Source organism: Gracilibacillus sp. JCM 18860 (assembly GCF_055395245.1).
Window position 1 is genome coordinate 3,786,454 of sequence record NZ_AP043868.1, and the last position, 18,255, is coordinate 3,804,708.

An 18,255-nucleotide genomic window follows, 5' to 3' on the forward strand; every position below is an offset into this window, starting at 1 on the left:
TTATACATATGGTTTTCGATTGTAGATTTATGATATGGTGGTGTTATTCACTTAAACGAACAAGGCAGGATCAGAAGAGAGGAGTATTTACTTGAACAATTTGAGCAATGAAAAAATACCAGCACAAGCAATTCAAGCATTAAAAATCGTAGAGGAGTTATTTGGAAGTTCAATAATCGGAGTATATCTATATGGTTCAGCAGTAAAAGGTGGCTTACGCATTAACAGTGATGTCGATGTCCTCGTGATAGTGAATAACCATTTACCTGAAGTAACTCGAAAGAAACTAATTGATAGACTAATGCTTATTTCTGGAAAGATAGGAAATAAAGATTCTTTGAGACCACTTGAACTCACGGTTATAAATCACAGTGATGTTATGCCTTGGCAATATCCACCAAAGAAAGAAATTGTCTATGGTGAGTGGCTTAGGGATGATTTTGAGAATGGTCAAATTAAGGATCCAGGCTATGATCCTGATTTGGCTATTGTTTTAGCACAAGCAAGAAAGAATAGTATTTCTCTATTTGGTCCTGATGCTTCAGATATACTTGCTCCCGTGCCTATGACAGATATTCGAGAAGCGATTAAGGATTCTTACCCAGAGTTGATGGAGGGTATCAAAGGTGATGAGCGTAATGTAATTTTGACCCTAGCTCGAATGTGGCAAACAATGACTACAGGTAAAATTTCTCCAAAAGATGTGGCTGCAGAATGGGCGATTCCCCTTTTACCTAAAGAGCATGCGACTTTAGTCGACATAGCAAGAAAAGCCTATCGAGGAGAGTGTATGGATAATTGGGAGGGACTAGAGAGTGAAGTAATAGCACTCATTAATTATATAAAAAATGCTATGAAATCTTATTTTTGTATCTGAAATGACCATTGTTATTCGGCTAAAACTTCCCGTTAGAATACAAGCAACACGAGTTAACTATCTATCATCATTTCGGTAACATAATCCTACTAAATTCATCTATAAAGGCTTCGTAATGAAGTTGGATGGCAATTCGTGTTTTTCCTGTTTTACTTGTTGGTCGATAATCAATATAAGACATTCCTTTTGCTTCTCCGCCTTCAACCACATTTGCATCATAGTATATGTAATCAACAATAGTAGGATGATTAATAACCATAATAGTAAGAAGATCGTGAATAGGCGCTCCGGAAATACCTGGTACTGATTTTTTATAAAATTCGTAGTAATATTCAAAGACAGGAGCAATCATGAAGGCATAGATGTTTTTCTTATTTTTAGAAATGGCGTCCACGATATCTGGGGTGAGAATTGCAAATTGAGTGGCATTTAAAGGCGTGATGGTCAAGTTGTGTGCGAACTTAAGAATATAATTAGATGACGTTGGATCTCCATAGAAGTTTGCTTCAGCTAGTGCTGTAACATTACCTGGAACAAAGAATGCTCCACCCATTACATAGAGGGAAGCCACCATTTTTAAATGGTCTGGAAATAGGATAAATGCCATGGCAAGGGTGGTAGAACGCCCTGTGTCTACAATGATAAGCTCATCTCTATATTTTTCTATAATATAACGAATCATATCAAAAGGATATGTTTGGTATTGCATATTACTAGGAGGATGTATCGGACCGATTCCATCACCGTGAATTTCGGGGTAAAACGTCACATCTTCCTGTTGCACCGGCTGAGAAGCACCAGGGATAATCGGAATGTCATTTCTCCCTGCTAACTGTACTAAATAAGCAGCATTAGCTGTAGCCTGTTCTTTTGTCACATTCCCATAACTAGTGACGATACCAACAAGCTCGATGTCAGGATTCAGCATGGTGTACATAATCGCTAAAGAATCATCAATTCCGGGATCACAAAATAATAGAATTTTTTTCGTTATAAGAGCCTCCTCCTTTCTGTTATATATTTATTCCAAAATTCATAAATCATGCACACGTATGACTTCTTCAACACCAGCTGCTTAAAGGACAATAAGCTGATGGGGAAACGTTAAGTACCAAAATAAAAAATGTCTTGTCAAAAATGGTACTTAAACCACAATTAAGTACCAAAACGAATAACCACACGACTAAAAGTGGCACTTATAACGATGATAAGTGCCAAAATCAAAGCTGAATTTAGCCAATTTGGTCTTTAACTTGAGAAGGAATTATTATTAAGGAGTGTAGCGAATGACACTTAATGTTCGGTTAGCAACGAAAAGGGATGCTGAAGATCTTTCCCAATTTCCCCTTAATACATAAAAAGAAATTGGGATTTCTATGTGCTTAACGTTGTAAATCGCATTTTCTGACGCTCCCGTGTAGGCAAAACGATCAATCTACTGAATCACCCTTGATTGAAGTCTGTTTTAAAAGGTAAGGATATTTGTGATAACATAATTATAAAAAGCCTTTGTTTTTGGAGGAGGGTTATATGAGCTTGATAGCACAGCACCCATATATAAAAATAGAAAGAAAAGTGACAAGTATTGAACAGTTTCATATTGAACATGACCGAATCATTTACTTATATAGCGATAAGGTCGTTACACACAATAGAGAGTTTCCGATTAAGGATGTGATGGATTTTTCTTATCGAGAAATTGCAAATAAAGGTGGTATTCTCTATTTGCATACGCTACAAGGTGTATATACGTATACCGTGAGATCTTCACCAGAAGCGTTCATCACAGCATATAGAGCATATTTTAAGTAAAGTAACCTTTCTGAGAACGCAATGAAACACGCTAAAGAAAGTAATAAAGATAAAGGGCTAGATATAAAATATCGTAACTCCATTTACAATGATAATTCTTTAAATTAATTAAACCATTAGGAGCTCTTTAAGAAGGCTCTTCTTTTTTTAAAAGAAAGAAACTTCTTTAAAAAATTGCAAACCTCAAAATCCCATAAATAAAAGTCAATCACAAGGTTAAGTACCAGAATAAAAAAATCCTTTGTCAAAATAGTACTTAAACCACAATTAAGTACCAAAACCAATAACCACACGATCAAAAATGACACTTATAACGATGATAAGTGCCAAAATCAAAACTAGATCTAATAAACTTGGTATCATGTTACAATAGGTGATAAAAAATTATATTAAATTGCGATTTTTTTGAGAAAGAGTCCCCATATATTCATAAGATAACTGTTGGTCACAGAGGAAATTTGGTGATATCCCCTGCGTTAAGTTAGAGAACTAATAGAAATGAAGCAAGCTCCTAGATCGGTGCATGAATTATGTCTATTATCGGAAATTGAAACAAATGGTGAAGAGTTATAATGTAAAAGCCGATAAGTATAAATGCTTGTCGGCTTATTTATATTGATTGTGGAAAAGAAACACATTCATACGATTGAAGTGAGGTGGCCCACAATCTTTTGACATGCATGTTCTACAATGGAGCTGAAATTCTTGATTGGATTAAGAATTACAAATGTATTCATTTTTATTACGGCGAAACGCAGCGATATGAAGGACATAATCCAGATGGTGATAAAAAATAATGAATAGAAGGCTTCAAAGGGACTGTTTCTGAATCTCGATTAAATGAGCATAGTTTTATTTTTAAGAGCTACTTTTACTACGTTAGTCTGCCCCCTTAGATCAACAAGACCGCCATATCAACGATCTTGTTGTTATATTATCCATTCATGGAACAAGAATAAAACTAGCATCGTATACATTTTTGGAAGCTTTTGACTATGAGGGCGGAAAGGGAATGCGTAGTGATTATTTCAATTCTAAATCCCATCGTTCTTCTACAATTGGCTGTCCCCACAATAATTGTTCTTCTTTTGTTTCAGTTATTTTGAAACCAAATTTTCCATATAATCGTCTTGCTATCGGCAAACTACTCACAGTCCATAAATACACTCGTTCATATTGTTGTTCTTTGCAGTAATCAAGTAGTGCTCGCACCAATTGTGTGCCTACTCCTTTTCCGCGAATGGACGACTCAACAATGAACCACCTTAACATAGCAGTTTTTTCATTTTCTTCGACTAATCCAATACAACCTGCAAATTTCCCGTTATCTTCTGCAATCCAAATTTTCTCAATTTTTGCATTAAAGGTCTCGTGAAGATAATCTAGAAATGTTTCATCAAATCCATGGTTAGCTGTATAAAAAGCTCTTTGCTTTTCAATGATAATATCTTTTTTATCTTCAACAGTATAATCGTCTCTAATGGAAATGTTCGCTTCATTTTGATCAAAGCATTCCGACAAGATGCCTTCAATTCTACTCATTGATTCGATGAGCTTTTGTTGTTTATCACTATCTAAATCTGTTAAAAGAAATTCAATTTGTTGATTCGCTTTTTTTTCTAAATCTCTGTAAATATTTTTTCCCTTTTCAGTTAAGTGAATAAAATAAGTACGACCATCTTCCTCCCATTTCTGTTTGTAGATCATATTTTGTTCTTCGTAACGTTTCAATATTCTACTCACATACCCACGATCCAACCCCAGTTCTTCTTGCAATAACTTTGCTGTACAGTTACTTAGACTATTAATTTCAAATAAAATCCGAGTTTCTGTTAAAGAAAAAGGACTACCATACACCTGTTGGTTGAGTAAACCGAGAACATTGGTATAAAAACGATTAAACTGTCTAACTTTAGATACGCTTGAAACTGTCGGTTGCGTCACAACTTAACAACTCCTTTAAATTAAAAATGATTGACTTTGTCAACTATATAAAAAAGTATAAAACAAGTTAATTGCCAAAGTCAACTATTTTCTAATCCTACAATCGACTCAGCTTTATAAGCTACAAGGTACCAGATGCGTTCATCACAGCATATTTAAGTAATGATTGCATTAAGAAGAGCGCAGAGCGTCTATTTTCTTATTAAGCATTACCAGTTAATAAGTTTGGTAATTGCATTGAGTAAGGCTATCTTGAAACCGAGTCTTCATGATAAGGGCGCTTTTCTTTAGTGAGAAGCCGTCTTTTTTGTATTCTCCTACACAAAAGATTGTAAATGACTATAGGTAGCAGGAGTTCAACTACGATTATCAAATGATCGTCTTGTATCATGGCATAAATCTAAAACGAAATGATGGAATATTAGGTTAAAATAGTGTGAGATGTAATGTGCTAACGGGCAGTTTATTTAACAAGAGGTCCTTTTTATAGCTCCAAAGAATATACATGTAACAATAATTGTAAATGGGGGATGTAATGGAGCTTAAAGTGAGGGTATATTTAAGTGTTGGTTGGATAACTTTGTTTCTAATGGGTATTGACTTATTTGTAGTATCTCCGTTACTACCGTTCATTTCAGAAGCTTATAATATAAGTTCAGCGATGACTGGATGGATGGTAACAGTTTTTGCTGTCACGTATGCTTTTTTTGCTCCTTTTTTCGGGTGGCTCTCAGATAAAAATGGACGGAGAGCATTAATTACATTTGGCTTAGTGTTGTTCGTCATTTCTAACGTACTAACTGCTTTTGCTCCTTCATTTTTTTGGTTAATTGTTAGTCGTATTTTAGCTGGTTTATCCGTTGCTTCAATTACTCCTTTGATATATGCAATCATTGGAGATATTGCACCACCAAACCGGACAGGGACATGGCTTTCGATTGTTGTTTCAGGGCACTTAACAGCCCTTTGGGCAGGAGCTCCATTTGGTACGTTATTAGAGCATTTTCTTGGTTGGCGTTCAGTATTTGTTGTAATGGCTATTATAGGAGCTATATTGGCGGTAGTAAATTATAATATATGGAAATATATTTCCAAAAATAATTCGGCAAGGAATCTATTAACAGGAAATCTGCTAAGAATGCTTGGTTCAGTAAGTGTTACAACTATTTGGGCTATTTCAATGTATGCTCTATATGTTTACTTAGGTGCAGCTCTTTATTCCGAAAATAGATTCTCATCATCAGAAATCGCTTTAGCTACTACTTTTTATGGGATCGGTGCTGTTATAGGAAGTCTTATAAGTGGTCAACTAACAGATAGATTTGGAGAAAGGAAGATTTCGAAAGTTACGCTCATTTTCTTGACCCTAATTTTCGTTTGTTTAGGTATCTTCTTCACATCAGGTGATTGGATCTATTTCTTCTTGTTTATGTGGGCTTTAGTTGGGTATGCAGGATTTACATCATACCAAGCAAGATTAGCAGTTGAATATTCAAATGACCGAGGAATTGTTATGGCTTGGAATAATACGGCTTTGTATATTGGTATAACTCTTGGTTCTATGATTGGTGGTTTTGTCATTTCTAATTGGGGATACTCTTTCCTCCCGTATGTTTGTAGCGTTGCAGCAATCATTAGTTTTATCCTTAGTACCCAAAAAGTCCAAGAAACCAAAAAAGAATCAGCTTTTTCAGATACGTGACCAGGAAGGATATGTCATAAAAAAGGAGAGTAGTGTTCAGATCAAAATAGACATTCGAAATGTGAGGTCACAGCATGCAATTGAACGGATTGGTGCAGTAAACGAGGGTGTGCATCGAAAGTTATTTTAGGGAGTCTGTGTTTGACAGTGTAATTGCCAAAGAATGGGTGCTAGTGAAGAACAAATTTAAGTACCAGAAAAAAAAAGTCCTTTGTCAAAATAGTACTTAAACCACAATTAAGTACCAAAAATAATTACCATACGACTAAAAGTGACACTTATAACGATGATAAGTGCCAAAATCAAGACTAGATCTAATAAACTTGGTACTTAATAGCTCATAAAACCCAAATCAAAAGGTAACTCCAATTTATGTTCAGGGATAATAGGATCATCATCGTATGGAGAAGTAACTTCATGATTTAAAAAGGTATATTCTTCATCTAATTTCATTTTCTTACTTTAGAATGAGGGTGGCTGACAAACAATAGCACGATAAAAGGGAGACAGACGTTCTATAGCCTAAAGATTGATGGGAATATTCAATTAAGTATATCTTTTTCTTCTACCCATAAAATCTACTTTGATATTTCCTCATTTCGTGTGTAGTTTCTTGGTACTTTATAATAGAAAATGTCCAAAGTAATTGACATATTTGTTGTGGTTGTTATAATATTAATGTCCAATATACTTGACATAGGTGATACTGTTGAAAAATAAAATTAAAGCAATACGTAAGAAACTGGGGTTAACACAAGAGCAACTTGCTAAGGAGTGTGGAGTTGTTAGACAGACGATAAATTGTATCGAGAATGATAAATATGACCCCACATTGGAGCTGGCTTTCAAATTATCACAAACATTAAAAGTAAAGGTGGATGAATTGTTTATTTATGAGTAAATTTCATTCAAATTACATGATCACAATGAAAGATATAGTAAGAGAAGGAAACGAAATCCTACATCGACCAACACAAGAAGTACTGGTACCTCCATCTGATGAAGATAAGGTAACATTAATTTGTATGATGAATTTCTTGAAAAATAGTCAAGATCCCGTTCTATCCAAAAAATATAAATTACGTGCAGGAGTAGGCTTATCAGCGAATCAGATTGGTTTGAATAAGCGTATGTTCGTAGCTTATTTGAGAGATGAGAAAGGTACAGAGCATGAATATACCCTTATTAATCCGAAAATAATCAGCCATTCTGTTTCTATGATTTATTTGCCACCAAGCGAAGGCTGCCTCTCTGTTGACCGGGATATAAAAGGGCTTATCCCAAGGCATGAGCGGATTAAAGTGAAAGGGTTTAATTTAGAGGGAGAAGAAATAGTGTTAAAACTTAAAGGCTATTCCTCTATTGTTATTCAGCATGAAATAGATCACCTAGATGGAATTATGTTTTATGATCGTATTGATACAGAAAATCCTTTTAAACTACCAGAAAACTGTAAAAGTTTATACTGAAATCTATATACATTAGGTTGACTTTCAAATGAGCTGTTGTTACGACAGCTCATTTTAATTTAATCCAACTTTTTCCAGATTGTAGATTAAAACCACCACGTCTTGTGGCAACGTCTGTATGAACAACATTAGTCAATACCATTCCAGTAACCAATCTTCTTCCATCACTACATAATTTTCCATCACGTTCCAAGCATGAAATGACAAATGTAACTACCGACGGGGAATAGGTATGGCGATAATGAAGGTAACAAGAAATGAAAGGGTGAACAATATGACGATTGCATCTATGCAAGGTGTTATTAAAAGGTATGGCTCTCATGTTGTCCTAGATTATATAGACTTAGATATCCAAGAAGGAGAAATTATTGGTCTGCTTGGTCCTAATGGGGCAGGTAAAACAACGTTAATCCAAACATTAACTGGAATGATTCCTTTCGATCGTGGGAAGATAGAGCTTTTCGGGAATTCGAAAAATCCATTCTCTAATCAAAATAAAGAAAGAATCGGACTTGTAACACAGGAGATTACGATATTTGAGGAATTAACAGCAAAGGAAAACTTGCAATTCTTTGCAGGTGTCTATGGGCTAAAAAGGCAAGAAAAAAAGAAAAGAGTAGAAGAAGCGTTGGAGTTTGTTGGTTTAGCAGATAAGGGGAATAAAGTACCAGCTAAATTTTCTGGAGGAATGAAGCGTAGGTTAAATATTGCTTGTGCACTAACACATCGGCCGAGATTTCTAATCATGGATGAACCCACTGTTGGAATTGATCCACAGTCAAGAAATTATATTTTAGAAGCAGTGAAAAAATTAAGAGAAAATGGTACGACTATTTTATATACGACCCACTATATGGAGGAGGTTCAAGCAATTGCTTCTAGCGTAACGATTATGGATCAAGGCCAAATCATAAAGAAGGGTACGGTTGAGGAATTAATTCAAACAGTACAGCATGAAGAAAAAGTGAGGATTGACGTTACCGATCCTGACAGTGTCCCAGTGAATAGTCTGGAAAAGATTGCTGGGGTAAAGAAGGCTATCGTAGCTGGAAGCCAAATCATCATTATTTCAACATTTGGATCTGGCAATTTAGATCGAATCATCACACTTGTGAAGGAACATGCTGGAGTGCTTGGCATTCAAGCCGATAAACCAAACTTAGAGGATGTCTTTTTAACTTTAACGGGTAAGCAGCTAAGGGATAAGGAGGAGGAGTAATGAGAGTACTTTCAACAGTCAAATTTACTGTACTTAGAATGGCCAGGAACTATATTGTTTTGTTATTGCTTCTTGTCATTCCTATTATTCTCATCACGATTTTTTCATTTATTCTATCAGAATCTGTCACAGAAACAGGAGTGCCTTATCATTATCAAAATGCACTGACAATGGTGCTTGTGTTTCAGCTTTTTGCAGGTGTGATTGTCATGTATTTAATCGATCATGATTTATTTAAAGAAAACAGAATGAGAATATACACCTTACCCTTTAACCAAAGAATGTATGCTTTTTCGATCATGATATGTGGGGCTGGATATTCGATTTTACTTGGTGTTTTATTAATGATTTATACACAATTTGTTTTAGGCATCATTTGGGCTAATTGGGCATGGATGATTTATATCATTTCCTTAATGGCCATTTTATCGATCATTGTTTGTCTGATCTTCACCTTTTCTGTGAAAAAATATAAAATCGCGGAACGATTAAGTGAATTGTATGGTGTTGGATTTGTCGTCTTGGCAGGATTATTTTTTCCAATGCCTGAGAATATCTTTTTTGATTTTTTTGGAACGTATGGTAATCCACTAACCTTATCGATCATGTCAATTAATGAGATGGGCCAATCGAATACGGGAAAAGCGTGGTTTCAAGCGAATATCCTTTTAGTGGCGATCGTCCTCTTATTTATTGTGATGCTCAATCTAGGGAGGAGGAGAAAGTTGTGACTATTTTTCGTTTTGCTTTAAAAAGAGTTTTTGGTAATACGACCAATTTAATTTTTCTTACTATTTTTCCGATAGCTTGTATTTTTTTACCTAAAGGAGAGGGGTGGCCATTTCTTCCTTATGGTTATCAGTATTTTGGAATTTTAATTTTGTTTATCGGCATTCGTTTAGCCACCATTATTTTAGAGGATCGAGGAAAAGGTGTGGTTAGACGACTAGCGGTAGCACCAGTTAGCCATTTTCAATATTTAAGTCAAAATTTATTAGCTTACTCAGTTATCCTTATCCTACAATGTGCCATTGTTGTATATGGTGGCATTCTTTTTGGCCAAGAGCTATACCAGCCAAGCAGGCTCTTTTTGCTTTTTGTATCGTTTTGCTTTGCTTCACTGGCGATTGCTCTGGCATGGATTTCTTTTTATCGAAGGAAAGATACCTCCTTTCTCCTTTATATGTCCCTCATCTTTTTAATCGTAGTACTAGGAGGGCTAATAATACCGATAGAGATATTTCCAGATTTGCTAAAACGAATCGCTGTTATCTTTCCAACCTATTGGCTTGCGGAAGGGCTGAATTGGATTGTTTTTGGAGAAAATATCCTCGATTTTCTACTGATTAATAGTGTACTATGGTTATATACCATCGTATGTATCATTATTGGAAGTACAAGAAAAATCTATTAGTAAAGGTGTGGGAAGGTTGAAGCAAAAGGAACCAATGCTATTTATAAACGGTTGGCGCTTTCTAACTATCGGCTTTCTCATACATTTATGGATTATTGGTGAATCTACGAATGGATCCTTTATCCTTATTCTTCTTTTACTAATTGTGACAAGTTTACGTTGGAGATTTGCTTTACCGATTTGGTTTGTTTTAGTGGATGTTTTTATTTGTTTTTTGTTCACCCCACATACAAATATTAGCTATTATGCTTTAGCACTGCCAATTTTTGAGCTAGCCCTTAAAGGCAAATGGCTATTATCTCTTCTTATCTTTATTAGTCTGTTTTTTGCGCAAGCAGCTTCTAGTCTATTATTTTGGTTTTATTTGCAGGCCTTCTTCTTTGGTGTCTTTTCGTTCATCGCCTTAAAAAATCAAGTAGTATATAGACAGGAGGCAGATGAACAGCGAAAGGCTAGATATGAGCTAGAACGCATGAAGATAGATTTGTTGGAAGCGAATCAATCAGCTTCCCACCAAGCAAAACTAATGGAAAGGAACCGGATAGCTAGCGAGCTTCATGATCATTTAGGGCATGATTTAACAGGTGCATCCCTGGCTCTTCAAGCGTACGAGTATATTCAAGATTCGAGGGAAGCCGAGAAACTACTCCAGGAAGTGAAAAATCGTTTAAAGCGTAGTACGAAAAACTTAAGGGATACGGTTCATAATATGACTCCAACAACATGGATGGGTATTGAAAGCTTAGAAAATATCGTACACTATTTTCAACAACTCGATATAAACCTTCAAAAATCTGGTAATATGCAAGCCGTTTCAGCTCATCAATGGAGGCTGTTAGAAGCTTGCTTAAAAGAGGCTTTGACAAATGTTGCTAGACATAGTAATGCCACAATAGTCGAGGTGGATTTACAAGTCACGGAATCGATTGTGCGCCTATTGATTCAGGATAATGGTACAGTTGAAAAAAATAGCCACACTGGAAGTGGTTTAAGAAGCTTGCAAATACGTTCCCGCTCTATGGGAGGAAGCTTATCCATTAATCGAAAAAATGGATTTTTGCTTGTTTGTGTCATTCCTTTAGAAAAAGGAGGTTAACAGATGAAGCTTTTAATCGTCGATGATGATCAACTTGTTTGCCAAAGTTTAAAGCTATTACTTGGGAAAGAAGAAGATTTGGAGGTCGTTGATATAGCAGCAAATGGACAAGAAGCGATTGAAGTATGTCAACGAGAATTACCAGATGTCATTTTAATGGATATACAAATGCCAATAATGGATGGAATCAAAAGTACAAAGAGAATAAAAGACCAGTGGCCTTCTGTTCAAATTATGATGTTAACAACGTTTCAGGATGAGAAGAATATTAGACTTGCGTTAAAAGCAGGAGCAGAGGGATATTTAATAAAGTCAGCAGCGATTGAAAACATGGCCCAGCAAATCAGGGCATTAAGAGCAGGATCAACCGTCTTAGACGCAGATGTATTAAAAACAATTATGGAACCAGATCGAGAAGCGTTGGAAGGACTGACGCAAAGAGAAACAGATATTGTGGATTTAGTTGCTCAAGGACTTTCGAACAAGGAAATCGCCGGACAGCTATTCTTAAGCGTTGGAACTGTCCGAAATATGCTATCCGTTATTTTAGATAAATTAGAAATTCGTGATAGGACACAACTTGCCATTTATTATTGGCAAAGAAAGCAAGGATGAAAAAGTTAGATTTTTTATAGTCAGTAGAAATAAAAACTCTACTTGGTAAAACAAAAGCTGACTATGAAAGGTCCAATCTAACCCTTCCAGTCAGCCATACTTCGTTTACGCTACACCACGAAAAGAAGGTGCCTCCATATCCACAATCAATTTCCCTTCCCTATTTTTATTCCCTTTCCAGAAGAATAAAGCAGAAATGAAAACCGTCATAACGATACCACCTGTATGTGCCGCCTGATAGGATAAGCCAAATCCGAGATTGCTATCATATAAGATATACGTTAGCACCATATCTGTGATGAATAGTGCAGGGACAAGTGAAATCACATAGTTTTTCCTCTTTACAAAAAGATACATGGTACCAATCCAAAGGGCTAGTGCTGCTGTACCTTGATTGGCGAACGAGAAGTAACGCCATAGAATGTTAAAATCGATCGTTGTTAACCAATAAGATACTACAAACATTGGGATGGCAATAACTAGCCGTTTTGCAAGCTTGGTTTGGCCTAGATTGATATAATCGGCAATGATATTACGTGCAGCACGAAATGCCGTATCACCAGAAGTAATCGGTAGTACGACCGCACCTAAAACAGCAATGGTTCCACCAACTGCACCAAGTAATGTCATCGAAACTTCATTGACGACAAGCGAAGCGGTACCTTCACTTATCAAACCTTGAAGCCCTTGACCATCAAATAAACTCATGGCAGCAGCTGCCCAAATCATCGCAATAATCCCTTCTGCCACCATCATCCCGTAGAAAATGTAACGTCCTTGTTTTTCATTTTGAGCGGTTCTAGAAATAAGTGGTGATTGAGTGGCATGGAATCCAGATAGAGCACCACAAGTAATCGTTAAGAATAAAATAGGGAAAATCGGCAAGTCGCCAGGATGCATATTAGCAAGAGTTAATTCTGGAATCTGATAGTCTGAGAAAACTAAGGCAACTCCCACGGCAATTGTACCAATGAGTAAGATCGCACCAAGAAACGGATAAATTCGGCCAATAATTTTATCAATTGGTAGAATAGTAGACAATATATAATAAGCAAAGATAGCGAGGATAATCACGATTAAAGCAACCTTGCCATCAATTAAATTATGCAATAACGATGCTGGTGTCGTGACAAATACGGTGCCGACAAGCAATAAAAGCAGTAACGCAAAGGCATTGACTAAATGACGGGAAATGTTCCCTAAAAATTTCCCAGCAAGCTCTGGAATATGTGCCCCTCGATTTCGAATAGAGATCATACCAGTTAAGTAGTCATGCACAGCTCCTGCAAAAATCGAGCCGAGAACTATCCACAAAAATGCTACAGGACCATATAAGGCACCCATAATCGGACCAAAAATCGGACCAGTTCCGGCAATGTTCAATAGTTGGATAAGTGCGTTTTTTTGTTTGTGCATTGGGACATAGTCTACACCGTCCTGGTTCGCGTAGGCAGGTGTCTGTCGCTTTTTATTCGGCTCAAATATTTTCTCCACATATTTTCCATAGGTGAAATAAGCAAGAACTAAGGCTGATATTGCTATTAAGAAAGTAATCATGTTCATCCCACTCCAAACTATTATTTGTAAACGATTACAAATAATTTTACAGAGGATTATTTAAAAATACAATCCTTTTTACAAAAAAGTAAACATTTCCAATTTTCTGAAAATGTAATGGTAGGAATTTGTATATAGGAAAGAGTCGATCAGAGAGAAAATAGCTGATGATCACTATCTCCACTTACATTATAGCATATAAAAAATCGTAAATATAGACTGTTTATTGGTCTGTGCAGTTGCTACAATCATAGAGAATCTTATAGGTTAGGAGAGATGTGGAATGAGTGGTTTGGTTCTAGCTATTGATGAAATCGAAAAATCCCAGCACAAGCTCGTTGGTGGAAAAGGAGTGAATTTAGGAGAATTATCTAGAATCCACGGAATACAAGTACCAGAAGGCTTTTGCCTCACGACAGAGGCCTTTCAAAAAGCTATCGGACAAAATGAAGGGATTCAAGCATTGTTGGAGCAACTTAGCCTGCTAACTGTTGAAGATCAAGAACAAATTGGTGAAGTCAGCAGGAAGCTCCGCCAAACCATTATCGAAATAGAAATTCCTCCAGAAATTAGAGAAGCAATAACTCACTATCTCACACAGTTTGGCGAGATGCATGCATATGCCGTTCGCTCTAGTGCAACGGCAGAGGATTTACCACATGCCTCTTTTGCCGGACAGCAGGACTCCTATTTGAACATTATCGGCAAAGAAAACATCTTGAGCCATATTAGCAAATGCTGGGCATCCCTCTTTACCGATCGTGCTGTGATTTATCGGATGCAAAATGGATTTGATCATCAAGACGTGTACCTGTCTGTCATAGTTCAGCGGATGGTTTTTCCAAAAGCTTCTGGCATCTTATTTACCGCAGATCCGATTACATCAAATCGAAAGGTCACCTCGATCGATGCTAGCTTTGGACTAGGTGAAGCATTGGTATCAGGCATCGTAACGCCTGATTGCTATAAAGTACAGGATGATCAAATCGTCGAGAAAAGGATAGCAACTAAAGAATTAGCGATCCATACAAGAAAGGACGGTGGAACAGAAAGACAACAACTCGATCCAAACCGCCAAGATTCTCCGACCCTTACGGAAAAGCAAATTTTACAATTGGCGCAAATCGGAAAGCAGATAGAACAACATTTTGAAGCTCCACAGGATATCGAATGGTGCTTGGTAGATCATGAATTTTATATCGTTCAGAGTCGGCCAATCACGACACTTTATCCGATCCCAGAAGTAGGTGAGACCGAAGAAAACCATTTTTATGTATCTGTCGGTCATCAACAAATGATGACAGCTGCTATGAAACCACTAGGATTGTCCTTTTTCTTGTTAACAACACCTGCACCGATGCATGTAGCAGGTGGAAGATTGTTTGTTGATATTACCCCTAGATTGGCTTCAGCTGAGGGCAGAGAAATGCTACTAAACACCTTAGGCCAATCGGATCCGCTCATTAAGGATGCATTGATGACGATCATCGAGCGAGAAGATCTACCTATTAAAGAAGAAGAGAGTCCCGATAAGCTATCACCTATAGGTTCTGAAGCCCCATTTGATAATGATCCATCTATCGTAACGGAATTGATGAAGCGAAACCAAACCTCTATGGAAGAGTTAAAACAAGTGATCCAAACAAAAGAAGGGTCAGACTTGTTCCATTTTATACTGGATGATATTCAGCGATTAAGGGAAATGTTATCAGATCCGCAAAGTATGGGTGTGCTTATGGCTGCAATGAATGCTGCCATGTGGATTAATGAAAAAATGCATAAGTGGCTAGGTGAAAAAAATGTAGCGGACACGCTCTCTCAATCTGTACCAAATAATATTACGTCAGAAATGGGCCTTGCACTATTAGATGTTGCCGATGTGATTCGGCCGTATCCCAACGTAATGGAATATTTACAAAAGGTGGAAGAAGAGGATAATTTTTTGGATGAGCTCCTTCAATTGGAAGGTGGGCAGGACACCAAAGACGCCATTTCTGCATTCCTTGAAAAGTATGGAATGCGATGTGCTGGAGAAATCGATTTAACGAAACCCCGCTGGGGCGAAAAACCTACAACACTTATTCCGTTGATTCTTAGTAATATCCAAAACTTTGAGCCCAATGCTAGTAAACAAAGATTTGAACAAGGCCGGCTAATAGCTTGGAAAAAGGAAAAGGAGCTACTAGAGCGCTTGAAGCAGTTACCAGATGGGGAACAAAAGGCGAAGGAAACAAAGCAGAGGATCGACCTGATCCGAAATTTTAGCGGATATAGAGAATACCCAAAATACGGTATGGTTAATCGTTACTTTGTTTATAAGCAGGCATTGTTAAGAGAGGCAGAACGACTCATCCCATTAGGGGTGATTCATGAAAAAAGTGATATATACTATCTCACTTTTGATGAGCTTGGTGAAGTAATCCAAACGAAAAAGCTAGATTATCAGATCATCAACCAGCGCAGGGATGAGTATCATTTATATGAAAAGCTCACCCCGCCACGAGTGATGACGTCGGATGGTGAAATTATTGTAGGAAAATACAAACGAGAGGATTTGCCAGCAGATGCTATTGCCGGCTTACCCGTTTCAACCGGAACGATAGAGGGTCGTGCACGTGTGATTGTAGATTTAGAGGATGCTCATTTAGAAGAAGGAGATATATTAATTACGACCTTTACCGACCCAAGCTGGACTCCATTATTTGTATCAATAAAAGGTCTCGTTACCGAAGTTGGAGGTCTAATGACACATGGAGCAGTTATCGCACGGGAATATGGCTTGCCTGCAGTGGTTGGAGTAGAGAATGCGACCAAACAAATTAAAGACGGGCAGCGAATTCTTGTGAATGGGACAGAAGGGTATATACAAGTTTTGTGAGATTATTTTTCACTCTTTTGTATGGAACAAAGAGTGAAAGACTGTTAGTTTGGGAATGTAGTAAATAAATTAGTAAAAGCCACTAGTTTTTGAACTGCCCCTATCAAGTAGACAGTGGAAATATAAAATGTAGATTAAGCGGCCTTGACCCTGTATTCTGATGGGCTTTGGCCGTTCAGTCTTTTTTGTAATCTTTCATGATTATAGAATTATATATATATTCATCCATGGCTTCAACAAGCACCTCATACGTTCGGTAGTTTGTTTGATGTAAATAATACTTTTCACATTTTAACGTTCCCCAAAAAGCCTCCATAGGTCCATTATCTATACAGCGACCAACACGTGACATACTATGAACCATTTCAGCTTTATCAATCATTTGTTTAAAACGTTTAGAGATATATTGATACCCACGATCACTATGAAATGGGTTTAGCGCCTGACAAAAACTTTTTCCTTTCCTTTAGCCCTTCCATACCCAATTCTTGAATCTCTTGAAATACCATTGTTAATTATTTATATTAGACTGTTAGCTACTTCAATTATTTTTTCTTTATGCTTCATTAAATCTGAAACTTTTTCGATATTGGAAGTAGTCTTGTTTTCATCGTTAAATTGAATATATTTTTTATTGCTATCTAGTCCTAATCTACATACCCATCTTCTTATATTGTCATCTATTAATATATTGAAGTAGCTTTTATTATCGCGATAGTAAATGCGGTCTTCGTCCATGATTTCGGAAAGAATTAACTTAGAAATTGTATAACCTTGAATCTCTTCTTCCGTAGTAACAATTCCATTATCTAAAACTGGTTCGCCTTCTTGCTCTTGCATTTCATCCGACTTTTTTACGCTTTCACTAGAAGTAGAGTTGAGAGCTGCATTTAATTTTTTATTAACGAGTTCATTAATAAATTGGTTTAATGATTGTTTTACTATAGGACTAAATTGATTAATTATATTTTTAGTTTTTCTGCCTTCATACACATTATTAAGAATAAAGGTAACGAAATCTTCATTAGGTTCTTCCCATATTTCTGATAATAAGGATTTTATTTTATTTGTATACTTTAATTCAGATGCAGAACTAAAAATATTATCTAAATCAAACCTTTCTTTGTTGAATTTATCTAATTCAGTTACCTGACTCTCTTTAAGGTCTAATAGATTAAATTCAAAGAATGGTGAAGAGTCCATCTTGTTTTGTTCGTCTAAATCTGTGAAAAATTTATACTCTACTCCATTTGTTAATATGGCAAATTTAGCAGTTGTCGTGCCGAAGTATCGGAATAGCTGTGAATCATGTTTATTTAGTTTTTCAGAGATAGATTTTGCTTCAATCAGGATTACTGGTTGACCATTATCAATGATAGCATAGTCTACTTTTTCTCCCTTTTTAATTCCAACATCTGCTGTGTATTCTGGAGTAAACTCATTTGGATTAAATACGTCATAACCTAAAATCTGAAAGAATGGCATGATAATACTAGTTTTAGTAGCTTCTTCAGTCTCAATTTTCCCTTTTAAAGATTCTACTCTTTTTGATAGATCATGTAATTTTTCACGTAATTCTGTCGACAATTTATACATCTCCCTTTTCTATAAATTAATAATTAATACTACATAAACTAACGATTAGGACAAATTTTCTATTAACCTTTAAAAT

Annotated in this window: 15 protein-coding genes and 1 pseudogene; 11 read left to right on the forward strand and 5 right to left on the reverse strand. The window is 36.4% G+C overall.

Annotated elements, in window-relative coordinates; translation table 11 throughout:
- Nucleotides 1-91 precede the first annotated feature (91 nt).
- A complete protein-coding gene (gene ant(9), locus ACZ5R4_RS18570; protein ID WP_054860975.1) occupies nt 92-877 on the forward strand; it encodes an aminoglycoside nucleotidyltransferase ANT(9) in 786 nt (261 codons plus the stop codon).
- 67 nt (nt 878-944) lie between these two features.
- On the opposite strand, the gene ACZ5R4_RS18575 is transcribed toward ant(9), so the two are convergent.
- A complete protein-coding gene (locus tag ACZ5R4_RS18575) occupies nt 945-1,871 on the reverse strand; it encodes a nucleoside hydrolase (RefSeq protein WP_464368516.1) in 927 nt (308 codons plus the stop codon).
- 536 nt (nt 1,872-2,407) lie between these two features.
- On the opposite strand from ACZ5R4_RS18575, the gene ACZ5R4_RS18580 reads away from it, so the two are divergent.
- A complete protein-coding gene (locus ACZ5R4_RS18580) occupies nt 2,408-2,689 on the forward strand; it encodes a hypothetical protein (protein ID WP_054860976.1) in 282 nt (93 codons plus the stop codon).
- Between the two features lie 1,023 nt (nt 2,690-3,712).
- Here the strand turns inward: ACZ5R4_RS18580 and ACZ5R4_RS18585 are convergent.
- The gene (locus tag ACZ5R4_RS18585) at nt 3,713-4,633 is read right to left on the reverse strand and encodes a bifunctional helix-turn-helix transcriptional regulator/GNAT family N-acetyltransferase (RefSeq protein ID WP_109983824.1); all 921 of its coding nucleotides are present in this window, start codon (nt 4,631-4,633) and stop codon (nt 3,713-3,715) included.
- A 535-nt stretch (nt 4,634-5,168) separates the two neighbouring features.
- On the opposite strand from ACZ5R4_RS18585, the gene ACZ5R4_RS18590 reads away from it, so the two are divergent.
- The 8 genes from ACZ5R4_RS18590 (at nt 5,169) to ACZ5R4_RS18625 (ending at nt 12,148) form a co-directional block, all read left to right on the forward strand.
- Nucleotides 5,169-6,335, forward strand: a complete 1,167-nt coding sequence (locus ACZ5R4_RS18590; RefSeq protein ID WP_109983823.1) for an MFS transporter — start codon at nt 5,169-5,171, stop codon at nt 6,333-6,335.
- 709 nt (nt 6,336-7,044) lie between these two features.
- Nucleotides 7,045-7,236 (forward strand): helix-turn-helix transcriptional regulator, encoded by a 192-nt coding sequence (locus tag ACZ5R4_RS18595; RefSeq protein ID WP_054788688.1) that lies wholly within the window; start codon nt 7,045-7,047, stop codon nt 7,234-7,236.
- On the forward strand, nt 7,229-7,804 hold the full coding sequence (gene def, locus ACZ5R4_RS18600) for a peptide deformylase (protein WP_054860980.1): 576 nt from the start codon (nt 7,229-7,231) through the stop codon (nt 7,802-7,804). Before ACZ5R4_RS18595 ends, def begins: the two co-directional genes overlap by 8 nt.
- Before the next feature lie 241 nt (nt 7,805-8,045).
- Nucleotides 8,046-9,023 carry an ABC transporter ATP-binding protein gene (locus ACZ5R4_RS18605; protein ID WP_464367784.1) on the forward strand — a complete coding sequence of 326 codons (978 nt, stop codon included), beginning with the start codon at nt 8,046-8,048 and terminating at the stop codon, nt 9,021-9,023.
- Complete coding sequence (locus ACZ5R4_RS18610; protein ID WP_464367785.1) at nt 9,023-9,754, forward strand: multidrug ABC transporter permease; 732 nt, start codon at nt 9,023-9,025, stop codon at nt 9,752-9,754. Before ACZ5R4_RS18605 ends, ACZ5R4_RS18610 begins: the two co-directional genes overlap by 1 nt.
- A complete protein-coding gene (locus ACZ5R4_RS18615; protein WP_464367786.1) occupies nt 9,751-10,437 on the forward strand; it encodes an ABC transporter permease in 687 nt (228 codons plus the stop codon). The genes ACZ5R4_RS18610 and ACZ5R4_RS18615 overlap by 4 nt, the downstream gene beginning before the upstream one ends.
- Nucleotides 10,438-10,453: 16 nt before the next feature.
- Nucleotides 10,454-11,533 (forward strand): sensor histidine kinase, encoded by a 1,080-nt coding sequence (locus ACZ5R4_RS18620; RefSeq protein WP_464367787.1) that lies wholly within the window; start codon nt 10,454-10,456, stop codon nt 11,531-11,533.
- A gap of 3 nt (nt 11,534-11,536) precedes the next feature.
- Nucleotides 11,537-12,148, forward strand: coding sequence for a response regulator (locus ACZ5R4_RS18625; protein WP_054860982.1), 612 nt, complete (start codon nt 11,537-11,539; stop codon nt 12,146-12,148).
- Between the two features lie 105 nt (nt 12,149-12,253).
- On the opposite strand, the gene ACZ5R4_RS18630 is transcribed toward ACZ5R4_RS18625, so the two are convergent.
- Nucleotides 12,254-13,705: a carbon starvation CstA family protein gene (locus ACZ5R4_RS18630; protein WP_464367788.1), complete on the reverse strand. Its 1,452-nt coding sequence runs from the start codon at nt 13,703-13,705 to the stop codon at nt 12,254-12,256.
- 283 nt (nt 13,706-13,988) lie between these two features.
- Here ACZ5R4_RS18630 and ppsA point away from each other — a divergent pair, with 283 nt between their 5' ends.
- Nucleotides 13,989-16,583 carry a phosphoenolpyruvate synthase gene (ppsA, locus tag ACZ5R4_RS18635; protein WP_464367789.1) on the forward strand — a complete coding sequence of 865 codons (2,595 nt, stop codon included), beginning with the start codon at nt 13,989-13,991 and terminating at the stop codon, nt 16,581-16,583.
- Between the two features lie 134 nt (nt 16,584-16,717).
- On the opposite strand, the pseudogene ACZ5R4_RS18640 reads toward ppsA, so the two are convergent.
- Together ACZ5R4_RS18640 and ACZ5R4_RS18645 are read right to left on the reverse strand one after the other, a co-directional pair.
- A pseudogene (locus tag ACZ5R4_RS18640) lies at nt 16,718-17,010 on the reverse strand (transposase); the annotation flags it as partial.
- Nucleotides 17,011-17,102: 92 nt separating this feature from the next.
- On the reverse strand, nt 17,103-18,179 hold the full coding sequence (locus tag ACZ5R4_RS18645; protein ID WP_054860983.1) for a type I restriction endonuclease: 1,077 nt from the start codon (nt 18,177-18,179) through the stop codon (nt 17,103-17,105).
- Between the last annotated feature and the right edge of the window lie 76 nt (nt 18,180-18,255).